We start from the raw sequence: 10,085 nt of genomic DNA, 5'->3' as shown, positions 1-10,085 counted from the left end.
ATGGCCCCCCATTCCCCCCATTTTCGGGGGTCAATCGAGCCAGAGGCTCGATTGCGCCTGTCACACACTAATCTGGCAGCCGCTCGATCCGGATGAGGATCAGCCGATCATCGACGGGCCGGACGGCCAGGCGCACGCGGTCGCCCACGCGAGCGCCGCTGGTGTCAAGGAGCGCCGGGTCGGCGTCGATGGCCATCAGCTCCATGGCTTCCATGCCCAGCGCGGGGATGGGATCGTGCCGGACCAGGATCAGTCCGGCGGACGGCCGGGCGACGAGCTCGCCGCGCACTTCGTACGCGGCCGGACGCAGGATCGTGCCCCAGATGCCGACGGCGAAGGCGACGAGCAGGGCGGCGAAGAGCGCGGCCAGGACCAGCCAGCCGCGCCGGAAAGGAGGTCGAGTATCTACCTCTGCCCGGCCTGCGGGTCGGGATCCAGCAGCAGCGCCCGGGAGGGCTGATACGGATCGGGCCGGATATCGTCCCCGCGAACGACCCAACGCTGGTCACAGCCCTCCCGCACCACGGCCGCCGACGCGCGGTCCGCACTGCCGAACGTGACGAGGAAGAGCGTGCCCCCGGCCACGCCGCCGAGCAGGCAGACGGCACCCTTGAGCGGAGCGCCCACCACCGTCATGATGGCCGCGCCCACGTCGTACCCATCCGTATTCCGTTTGACGGCCCTGGACGACGTCTGCTGAGCTTGCGCCAGCAGAGGCTGGAGCGGCACCGTCACGGACAGCGCGACCGCCACGCACGCGGCCACCACGCGAAGCCTCATCCTGCGCCCCCCTTGTCTCGGGTCTCCGACGCCAACCATTATCCCCGCCCGACCGGCCGCCCACCCACGGAAATCGTGGAGCGGCTATATAATCCCCCTACATCCTTTCCCGGAGGGCACTTAGATGAAGCTGGTCCGCTTCTCCGTCAACGGGCAGTCCCCGCGCATCGGCGCGCTCGAAAACGACCGCATCGTCGACCTCCAGTCGAGCGTGGCGGCCACCCTGGCCAAGAAGGGGGTCGGACGTAGTCAGGAGATCGCCGCGGCCCTCGTCCCCGCGAGCACGCGCGCCTTCCTCGAAGGCGGAGCGGCCTCGCAGGACGCGGTGGCGTCCATCACCGAACGGGTCACCGTGTCCCGACGCGAGGCCCGCCTGCACGCCCCGATCGCCGACCCCGGCAAGTTCATCTGCATCGGGCTGAACTATCGGGATCACGCCGAGGAGGCCGGCCAGCCGATTCCCAAGGAGCCGCCCATCTTCCCCAAGTGGAACAACACGCTCCTGGACCCCGGCGAGCCGATCCTTCGTCCGCGCGGGTCGAAGCAGCTCGACTGGGAGGTGGAGCTGGGCGTCGTCATCGGGCGGACGGCGCGGCATGTGCCGCGAGAGCGCGCGCTGGACTACGTCTGGGGCTACACCAACATCAACGACGTGAGCGCGCGCGACTTTCAGTTCATCACCAGCCAGTGGGCGGCGGGAAAGATCGCCGACACCTTCGCCCCCGTCGGCCCCTACATCGCCGACCGTAGCGAGATCGCCGATCCCCACGTGCTCGACCTCAAGCTGTGGGTGAACGGCAACCTGATGCAGAACGGCAACACCAAGACGTTCATCTTCGACGTGCGCTATCTGGTCAGCTATCTCTCGGGCATCATGACGCTCGGCCCCGGCGACCTGATCGCTACCGGCACGCCTCCCGGAGTGGGCTTCGCCCGCAAGCCGCCGGTCTTCCTGCAGCCGGGCGACGTCTGCAAGCTGGAGATCACCGGCCTGGGCACCCTCGAGAACCCCGTCAAAGACGCCTAGCCAGCCGGGGTGGCGAGAGCCGTTTCCCATCGTCGGACGGACGGCCGCCGCCGGTGAGATGGAGCCCAGCCGCCACCGGTCAGATGGACTCCAACGGCGTGGTCTCGCCACCCCCACCCACTCCCTCCCCCCCACCATGCCCGGCGCGGCCTTCTCGCGGTACACTGGGCAGGTGCTGGACCTGCTCAACGACCTGGTCATCCCAGGCGATACGAAGATCCTGCTCCTTTCCCTCGACGGGCTGGGCGGGCTTCCCCATCCCGATACGGGGCGATCGGAGCTGGAGACGGCGCGGATTCCGAACCTGACGGCGCTGGCCGGGCGCGGGGCCTGCGGCCTGATCCGCCACGTGGCGCCCGGGATCACGCCGGGCAGCGGGCCGGGTCATCTGGGGTTGTTCGGATATGACCCGCTCGCCTACCGGGTGGGCCGAGGTGTGCTCGAAGCGCTGGGGATCGAGTTCGACCTCAGGCCCGGGGATGTCGCCGCCCGCGGCAACTTCTGCACCGTCGACGCCGACGGGCTGATCACCGATCGACGGGCCGGTCGCATCTCCACCGAGGTCTGCACCCGGCTCACCGAGCGCCTGAGGGCCATCCAGCTGCCAGGGGTCGAGTTGTTCGTCGAGCCCGTGAAGGAGCATCGATTCGTCCTGGTGCTCCGGGGCGTCGGCCTGAGCGGCAGCCTGAGCGAGACCGACCCTCAGGCGCTGGGCAAACCGCCGCTGCCCGCGCGCGCCCTGGATCCCGCGGCGGAGCGGACGGCCGGGCTGGTCAACGCATTCGTGGAGCAGGCCCGCCGCCTGCTGAGCGATGCCGCCCCCGCCAACATGGTCCTGCTCCGGGGCTTCGATCGGCGGCCCGACCTCCCGCGGTTTCCCGACGTGTTCCGGCTCCGAGCGGCCGCGATCGCCGCGTACCCGATGTACCGGGGGCTGGCCAGGCTGGTCGGCATGGAGGTGCTGAAGACGGGGGCCACGTTCGCCGATGAGGTGGAGACCCTGCGCCAGCACTGGGAGACGTACGATTTCGTCTTCCTGCATTACAAGGACACCGACAAGGCGGGTGAGGACGGAGATTTCACGGCCAAGGTCGCGGCGCTGGAGCGGCTGGACGGCTACCTGCCTGAGATCGAGCGGCTGGGGCCCGACGTGTTGACCGTCACCGGCGACCATGCCAGCCCCGCCGTCCTGGCCGGTCACGGCTGGCAACCCGTGCCCGTGGTGCTGTGGAGCCGCTACTGCGGGGCCGACCCCGTCGGTGCCTTCTCGGAGCGCGCCTGCGCGGCAGGCAGCCTGGGGGTGCTGGCTGCGCAGCACCTCATGCCCCTGATCATGGCCAACGCGCTGAGGCTCGCCAAGTTCGGTGCGTGACGCGATGAGGACACTCCGGAGCCGTCGGATCTGAGCATGCGGTTTCTCCTGCGACTGCTCGGCGCTATCGGCCTGGTCACGCTCATCGTGACCGTGCTCTTCACCTATCTGGAGGTGCGCCAGGAGCGCAAGCGTCTGGTCCAGGATCTGGGCCGCCGCGCCGCCCTCGCCGCCGACGCCGTCCGAGAGGCCGCCGAGCCGCTGGTCGCCCGGCAGGCTCGGGGCGGCTACGACCGCATCCTCAAGCGGTTCGGCCGACCGGACCGGGCCATTGCCATCTACGACCAGTTCGGCAGCGTCATCGACGCCACGTCCGAGGTCAAGCCGCATCTGCCCCCGCTGTCGCCCATCATCTCCGACGCCATGCGCTCGCGGGGGAGCACGCGCGACTTCCGCAGCGTGGGGGGCCTGTCCCGGCTGGTGTGGGCGGTGCCGCTGGAGCGCGACGACCAGGTCGTGGGCGCTGTCGCCGTCCTCCTCGACGCCGCCGTCCTCGAGACGCAGGAATGGAGCCTCTGGCGACGCTCGGCCGTCCGCCTGGGGGTGCTCGTCCTCCTCTTGACGGGCATCACCTGGCTGCTCGTCCGGTGGACGGTGACCCGCCCCATCGCACGGATCGCCGAGTGGACGAAGCAACTGAAAGCCGGGCAACCGGTCGTGCCGCCGCCCGATGCCGACGCCAGCCTGTTCGGCCATCTGGCCGGCGAGGTCACCGGCCTGGCTCGCTCGCTGTCCCGGGCCCGCTCGGCGGCCGAGCAAGAAGCCCGGCTGAGACTCCTCGGCGAGACGGTATGGACGGAGGAGCGCCTGAAGCAGTTCGTCCAGATGCGCTTCGGGGGGCACCCGATCTTCGTGGTGTCCAACCGCGAGCCGGTCACCCATATCATCGACGGCAAGACGGTGCGGCAGCTGCAGCCGGCCAGTGGTTTGGTCTCGGCCCTGGAGCCGATCATGCTCGCGTGCGGAGGTGTCTGGGTCGCCCACGGCAGCGGCGATGCCGACCGGGCCGTCGGGCAGCGCATCGGCCTCCCCTTCGACGACCCCACATACACGCTGCGGCGAGTCTGGCTCACCCCCGAGGAAGAAGCCGGGTACTACTACGGCTTCGCCAACGAGGGGCTGTGGCCGCTCTGCCACATCGTGCACGAGCGCCCGCGGTTCCGGGCCGACGACTGGGAGCACTACCGCGCCGTCAACCAGAAGTTCGCGGACACGCTGCTCGAAGAGATGGAGAAGACCGAGGCACCCACGGTTCTCGTCCAGGACTACCACTTCGCCGCGCTGCCCTTGATGATCAAGCGCGAGCGCCCGGACGCCCGTGTCGCGCTGTTCTGGCACATTCCCTGGCCCAACGTCGAGGCGTTCGGGATCTGTCCGTGGCAGGAGGAGATCCTCCTGGGGATGTTGGGTGCCGACTTGATCGGCTTCCACACCCAGTTCCACTGCAACAACTTCCTGGAGACCGTCGAGCGAGCCATCGAGGGCCGCGTGGAATGGGATCACTTCACGGTCGTGCGCGGCCAGCACACGACTCACGTGCTGCCCTTCCCGATCAGCGTGGCCACCGACAGCCCCCACGAGGGGCTGCCCATTCCCCGGCCTGCGGTCATGGCCGAGCTGGGGGTGTCCGCCGAGTTCCTGGGCGTGGGGGTGGACCGCATCGATTACACGAAGGGATTGCCCGAGCGTCTCAGGGCCGTGCGGCGCTTCTTCGAGCGGTGGCCGGAGTACCGCCGGCGGCTGGTGTTCGTGCAGATCGCCTCCCCGAGCCGGACGCGGATCGCGCGCTACCACGCCCTGCAGGAAGAGACCCGCGCCATCGTGCGGGCCATCAACGATGAGATCGGCGAGCGGGGCTGGCGCCCCATCGTCTACCGTGAGCGGCATCACGACCATCGGGAGATCCGGGCCTTCTACCGGGCGGCCGACTTCTGCATGGTGACCGCGCTGCACGACGGGATGAATCTCGTCGCCAAGGAGTACGTCGCCGCTCGGGACGACGACGATGGGGTGCTGATCCTCAGCCGGTTCACCGGCGCCTCCCGGGAGCTGGTCGACGCGCTCCTGGTGAACCCCTACGACATCGAGGACACGGCCGCCGCCATCCGCCGCGCGCTCGAGATGCCGGAGAGCGAGCGCAAGGCGCGCATGGCCCGCCTGCGCGCTCAGGTCCACGAGCAGAACATCTATCGCTGGGCTGGCCGGTTGCTCAGCGAGCTGGCCCGGGTTGCCCGGCCCGCGGTGGAACGCGAGGGCCTGCCCGACGACCGGATGTAAGGGTTACCGCCGCTTGCGTCGGCCACTGGTAGCTGTTACACACTGAGGCCATCACACCCGGAAAGCCGGCCTGGAAATTCCTGAAATCCGGCGTTCCGGTTCTGGCATCGCGCTTGCGTTGGCGTCTGCCCATCACATCGAGTCGAGCAGGAAAGGATGGGCGAGGCCATGAAGGATCACGTCGTCGACGTCGACATGAAAGGCGCGCCGCCATGCGGACGCTGCTTCATGCTGGTTGCGCGATATGCCCCCCAGGTGAGCACGCCGACCGGCACCTATCACCGGGAGTGCTACGAGGCCTGGTACTTCGGTCGTTTCGGCAAGCGGCCCCGGCTGGTCCAGAACGGAGACCGTCACCGCTATCAAGCCCGCGACCTCGCCGCCTAGTCGATAGGACGGATGCGCCGAGAGCGTGACAGCCTCGGCGTTCGGGCGGTCCCCAGCCGCGCGCTCTACGGCATCTTCACGCAGCGGGCGCGGGAGACCTTCACGCTCACCGGCCGCCCCCCGCATCCCGCCCTCATCAGAGCCTACGCCGTCATCAAGAAGGCAGCCGCGCGGGCCAATGCCAGCCTGGGGCTGCTCCCGCAGTCGTGGGCGCGGGCCATCGTATGGGCCGCCGACCAGATCATCGCCGGAAGGGTCCCCGACACGGCGGTGCTGGACAGCCTGCAGGCCGGGGCGGGAACCCCCACGCACATGAACGTCAACGAGGTCATCGCCAACCTCGCCAACGAGCGGCTCGGGGGCCGGCGCGGCCGATACCTCCCGATCCATCCCAACAACCACGTCAATCTCGGCCAGTCCTCGAACGACGTCACGCCGACCGCGATCCGCCTCATGGTGCTCGAGCTGCTCGGCCCCCTGTCCCGGGAGCTCGACAGCCTCGCCCGGGCCTTCCAGCGGCTGGCCGTCCGCGAGCGAGCGGTCGTCAAGCCCGGGCGCACCCACCTGCAAGACGCCGTGCCCATCACCTTCGGCCAGGTCTTCGGCGGGTACGCCGAGGCGATGCGCTCGGCCACGCGAGCCCTGACGATCACCGCCGCCGAGCTCCGGGTCATCGGCCTGGGCGGGACCGCCGTGGGCACCGGACTCACCGCGCATCCCCGGTTTCGAGCGACCGTGGTCCGCGAGCTCTCCCGGTTGACCGGCCAGCGTTTGAGGCCGGCCCCGAGCCCGGTGGTCACGACGTGGAGCTTGCGGCCGCTGGCCGCCTGCTCGGCGGCACTGCGCGGGCTGGCCATCGACCTGGCCAAGATCGGCTTCGACCTGCGCCTGATGGCGTCCGGCCCTCACACGGGCCTCGCCGAGATCCGCCTTCCCGAGGTGGAGCCGGGGTCGTCCATCATGCCGGGCAAGGTGAACCCCTCGGTGGTGGAGGCGGTGGAGATGGCGTGCTTCCAGGTTTGGGCCCACGATCAGGCGGTGGCCCTGGCCGCCGTCCGGGGTGAGCTGGAGCTGAACGTCATGACCCCCCTCGCCGCCCACAATCTGGGCCAGGCCGCCGAGCTGGCGACGCGAGCGGTCCGCCTGCTGAGGACCCGGTGCGTGGAGGGGATCGTCGTGAACCGGGCCCGGGCCGCCGCGCTGCTGGCCGACAGCCTCGTCGAGGCCACCGCGCTGTCGCCCTACCTGGGCTACGAGGTCACCGCCGAGCTCGTGAAAGAGGCCCTGACCTCGCGTCGTCCGCTGCGCGCCGTCGTCGCCGCGCGCAACCTGATGGACCGGCCCACCCTGGACCGCCTGCTCCGGCCCGCCGCCACGACCCGACCCCAGCGACTGGATGCGGCGCTTCGGCGTCGGATCCAGGCGAGCCCCGCCTACCGAAGATTGAAGGCATCGTTGTTGTAGGGCTGCTCCGGCGCCATACTGAAGTGTCATGAGCGAGATGGAGCGCCTCACCGAAGCGGTCAAGGAGTTGCTCGAGGCGGGACGCGAAGGGCGGCTGGCCACGGTGCTGGAGGAGGCGCACGCCGCCGACCTGGCCGCCGTGGTCCGCGAGCTGCCCGCGGCCGACCAGGTGCGCGTGTTCCGACTCCTCGCCCCCGACGACGCCGGCGCCGTGCTCTCCGAGCTCGACGACCCCACGACGCGCGAGCTCCTGCGCGCGCTCGACGAGACCGAAGTGACCCGCATCCTCGAGCACATGCCGGCCGACCACGTCGTGGAGGTCGTGGAGGAGCTTCCCAAGGCCGAGGCCGAGAAGCTCCTCGATCTCATGGAGGAGGAGAAATCCGAGGAGGTCCAGGAGCTCCTCGAGTACCGCGACGGGTCGGCCGGCCGCCTCATGTCCCCGAACTTCGTCGCCGTGTCGGAGCGGGCCACCGTGGGGCAGGCCATCGAGCACATCCGAAAGTCGCGGACGGGCGACGACGCGTTCTACGTGTACGTGGTCGACGAGCACGAGCACCTGGTGGGGATGGTCCCCTTGCATCGGCTGCTCACCGCGGATCCGGCCACGCCGGTCCACGCCATTCGCAACGAGGACGTGGAGAGCGTCACCGTGGACACCGACCAGGAGGAGGTGGCTCGCCGCGTCCAGCGCTACGATCTCGTGCAGATCCCGGTGGTCGACGCCAATCGCCGGCTGCTCGGCACCATCAGCGTCGACGACGTGATCGACGTCATCCACGAGGAGGCCACCGAGGACATCCAGCGGCTGGGCGGGGCCGGCGGCGACGAGACGGTGCTCGATCCGCCCCAGGCCGTCCTGCCCCGGCGGCTCGTCTGGCGGCTCATCAACCTGGGCACCGCGGTGGTGGCCGCGTCGGTCATCGGACTCTTCGAATCCACGATCCAGGCGATGGCCACCCTCGCGGTCTTCATGCCCATCGTGGCCTCCATGGGCGGCATCGGGACCACGCAGACGGCGACCGTGGTGATTCGCGGGATCGCGCTGGGCGAGCTCACCCGCAGCGGAGTCCGCCGGGTGCTCCGCAAGGAGCTGTGGCTCGGCCTGACCACCGGCGCCGTGAACGGCCTCGTCATCGCGGCCATCGCCTACGCGTGGAAGGGCCAGCTCCTGCTGGCCGTCATTCTCGGCGTGGCCCTGCTGCTCAACATGCTGATCGCCGCCGTGGTGGGCACGCTGGTGCCGCTGGCCCTCACGCTGTTCCGGGTCGACCCGGCCATCGCGTCCAGCGTGATCATCACGACGTTCACCGACGTGTTTGGATTCTTTTCCTTCCTCGGTCTCGCCACGCTGCTCATACGCTTCCTGCTCTAAGGTCACCGCGCCGCCGACAAAATCCGCTTGGCAATCCGAGTGACGGCGGGTAACATGCTGACCCGGTTGCGCTTTGTTCGGCTTGCGCGTGTTCGGAAGGACCGGTGTGACGCGCACAGTGCCGGAGGGAACCTCAGTGGATGTCGTGCTGCAGAAGAAGCAGGTCCAGCGGGCGTACGAGCTGTACGCGCCCGTGTACGACTTCGTCTTCGACTGGATTTTCGCTCCCGGCCGATCGACGGCACTCAAGCAGCTCAGCCTGCGCGCCAACGATCGCGTGCTGGAGGTCGGCATCGGCACCGGCCTGAACCTGCCCCTCTATCCGCCATCGGTGCGCCTCACCGGCATCGACATCTCTCAGGAGATGCTGGACAAGGCCGTCGAGCGGGTGCAGACGCTCACCATGCCGAATGTCACGCTGAAGGTCATGGACGCGACGGCCATGGACTTCGCCGATGACGAGTTCGACAAAGCCGTGGCGACCTACACCATCTCGGCGGTGCCGGATCCGGTCGCCGTGCTGCAGGAGATCCGCCGCGTCGTACGGCCCTTCGGCAGCATCGTCATCCTGAACCACTTCCGCAGCGAGCGCCGGATGGTGGGGCGATGCGAGGACCTGGTCGCGCCTCTCTGCACGCGGCTGGGCTGGAAGTCGAATCTTCCGTTGCGCCCGCTGCTGGCCCGAGTGGGGCTCACCCCGGAACTGGTGGCGAAGGTGAACATGTTCAACGGGTGGCGCCTCGTGAAGTGCGTCAACCGCAAGTAGCGCCGGTGAAGCGGCTCCGGCGGCGGTGCCCGCCGCTTATCGGGAGCTGAAGCGACCGGCCACGACGATGAGCAAGCCCCCGGTGACCGTCGCGGCCGTCGCGAACAAGAGGCGCACCGGGTAGCTGCTCAGCTCACCTCCCAGCATCCCCAGGTTGACCAGGCGCTCGAGCCCGAGTCCGAGCAGCACGATTCCGGCGACCGCCCACGGCGTCACGGGGCAGGATGATAGGCCGAGAACGCCCACCAGACCGCATTCTTTCTGCAGGCGCCCCTTCGGCCGATGCGCCGCGTCACGCCGGTCCCGCGGGCAGCGTCGGCGTCCACGGTCCCTCGACGAAGTATGCTTCGCCCCGGCCCGGCCATGGCGGCATGGTGACGGCCACGGCGGCCAGCGCCGCGGAGCCGACGGCTCGGAACTGGAAGTGGGCGCCGACCGGGAGCGTCACGCACACCCCCGCCTCGACCTCGACGATCTCTTCCTGCTCGCGCACGCGCCGCCACATCTGGCCCCGGCCTTCGACGAAGAACCAGATCTCCTCGACCGTGTTGTGGGCCACGGGGACGGAGGTTTGTCCGGGGGCGAGCCGGAAATGCGCGAATCCCCCTCGCGGCAACGACAGGAGCAGACGCACATC

Annotated in this window: 11 protein-coding genes; 7 read left to right on the top strand and 4 right to left on the bottom strand. The window is 69.4% G+C overall.

What is annotated here, in order from left to right; translation table 11 throughout:
• Positions 1-67 precede the first annotated feature (67 nt).
• Positions 68-289 (bottom strand): copper-binding protein, encoded by a 222-nt coding sequence (locus VFR64_02480; protein HET9488612.1) that lies wholly within the window; start codon positions 287-289, stop codon positions 68-70.
• A gap of 116 nt (positions 290-405) precedes the next feature.
• Positions 406-780, bottom strand: a complete 375-nt coding sequence (locus tag VFR64_02475) for a hypothetical protein (protein HET9488611.1) — start codon at positions 778-780, stop codon at positions 406-408.
• Between the two features lie 124 nt (positions 781-904).
• On the opposite strand from VFR64_02475, the gene VFR64_02470 reads away from it, so the two are divergent.
• The 7 genes from VFR64_02470 (at position 905) to VFR64_02440 (ending at position 9,448) form a co-directional block, all read left to right on the top strand.
• Entirely contained in the window at positions 905-1,807 is a 903-nt protein-coding gene (locus VFR64_02470; protein HET9488610.1) for a fumarylacetoacetate hydrolase family protein, read from the top strand.
• A gap of 172 nt (positions 1,808-1,979) precedes the next feature.
• Positions 1,980-3,179 (top strand): 2,3-bisphosphoglycerate-independent phosphoglycerate mutase, encoded by a 1,200-nt coding sequence (locus tag VFR64_02465; GenBank protein HET9488609.1) that lies wholly within the window; start codon positions 1,980-1,982, stop codon positions 3,177-3,179.
• A gap of 36 nt (positions 3,180-3,215) precedes the next feature.
• Positions 3,216-5,456 (top strand): trehalose-6-phosphate synthase, encoded by a 2,241-nt coding sequence (locus VFR64_02460; GenBank protein HET9488608.1) that lies wholly within the window; start codon positions 3,216-3,218, stop codon positions 5,454-5,456.
• Between the two features lie 168 nt (positions 5,457-5,624).
• Positions 5,625-5,843, top strand: a complete 219-nt coding sequence (locus VFR64_02455) for a hypothetical protein (protein ID HET9488607.1) — start codon at positions 5,625-5,627, stop codon at positions 5,841-5,843.
• A 12-nt stretch (positions 5,844-5,855) separates the two neighbouring features.
• Positions 5,856-7,307 carry an aspartate ammonia-lyase gene (locus tag VFR64_02450; protein ID HET9488606.1) on the top strand — a complete coding sequence of 484 codons (1,452 nt, stop codon included), beginning with the start codon at positions 5,856-5,858 and terminating at the stop codon, positions 7,305-7,307.
• Positions 7,308-7,335: 28 nt separating this feature from the next.
• Positions 7,336-8,682 carry a magnesium transporter gene (gene mgtE / locus VFR64_02445; protein HET9488605.1) on the top strand — a complete coding sequence of 449 codons (1,347 nt, stop codon included), beginning with the start codon at positions 7,336-7,338 and terminating at the stop codon, positions 8,680-8,682.
• Between the two features lie 106 nt (positions 8,683-8,788).
• Positions 8,789-9,448: a class I SAM-dependent methyltransferase gene (locus VFR64_02440; GenBank protein ID HET9488604.1), complete on the top strand. Its 660-nt coding sequence runs from the start codon at positions 8,789-8,791 to the stop codon at positions 9,446-9,448.
• Between the two features lie 36 nt (positions 9,449-9,484).
• On the opposite strand, the gene VFR64_02435 is transcribed toward VFR64_02440, so the two are convergent.
• Both VFR64_02435 and VFR64_02430 read right to left on the bottom strand, forming a co-directional pair.
• Complete coding sequence (locus VFR64_02435) at positions 9,485-9,664, bottom strand: hypothetical protein (protein HET9488603.1); 180 nt, start codon at positions 9,662-9,664, stop codon at positions 9,485-9,487.
• A 76-nt stretch (positions 9,665-9,740) separates the two neighbouring features.
• Positions 9,741-10,082 (bottom strand): cupin domain-containing protein, encoded by a 342-nt coding sequence (locus VFR64_02430; protein ID HET9488602.1) that lies wholly within the window; start codon positions 10,080-10,082, stop codon positions 9,741-9,743.
• Positions 10,083-10,085: the final 3 nt, after the last annotated feature.

Source organism: Candidatus Methylomirabilota bacterium (genome assembly GCA_035709005.1).
Classification (GTDB): Bacteria; Methylomirabilota; Methylomirabilia; order Rokubacteriales; family CSP1-6; genus 40CM-4-69-5.
This window is presented reverse-complemented; position numbering and strand designations above follow the sequence as displayed.

Coding starts and splice junctions, on each gene's coding strand:
- VFR64_02475 (HET9488611.1), bottom strand. CDS start 780: ATGAGGCTTCGCGTGGTGGCCGCGTGCGTGGCGGTCGCGCTGTCCGTG.
- VFR64_02470 (HET9488610.1), top strand. CDS start 905: ATGAAGCTGGTCCGCTTCTCCGTCAACGGGCAGTCCCCGCGCATCGGC.
- VFR64_02460 (HET9488608.1), top strand. CDS start 3,216: ATGCGGTTTCTCCTGCGACTGCTCGGCGCTATCGGCCTGGTCACGCTC.
- VFR64_02455 (HET9488607.1), top strand. CDS start 5,625: ATGAAGGATCACGTCGTCGACGTCGACATGAAAGGCGCGCCGCCATGC.
- VFR64_02450 (HET9488606.1), top strand. CDS start 5,856: ATGCGCCGAGAGCGTGACAGCCTCGGCGTTCGGGCGGTCCCCAGCCGC.
- mgtE (HET9488605.1), top strand. CDS start 7,336: ATGAGCGAGATGGAGCGCCTCACCGAAGCGGTCAAGGAGTTGCTCGAG.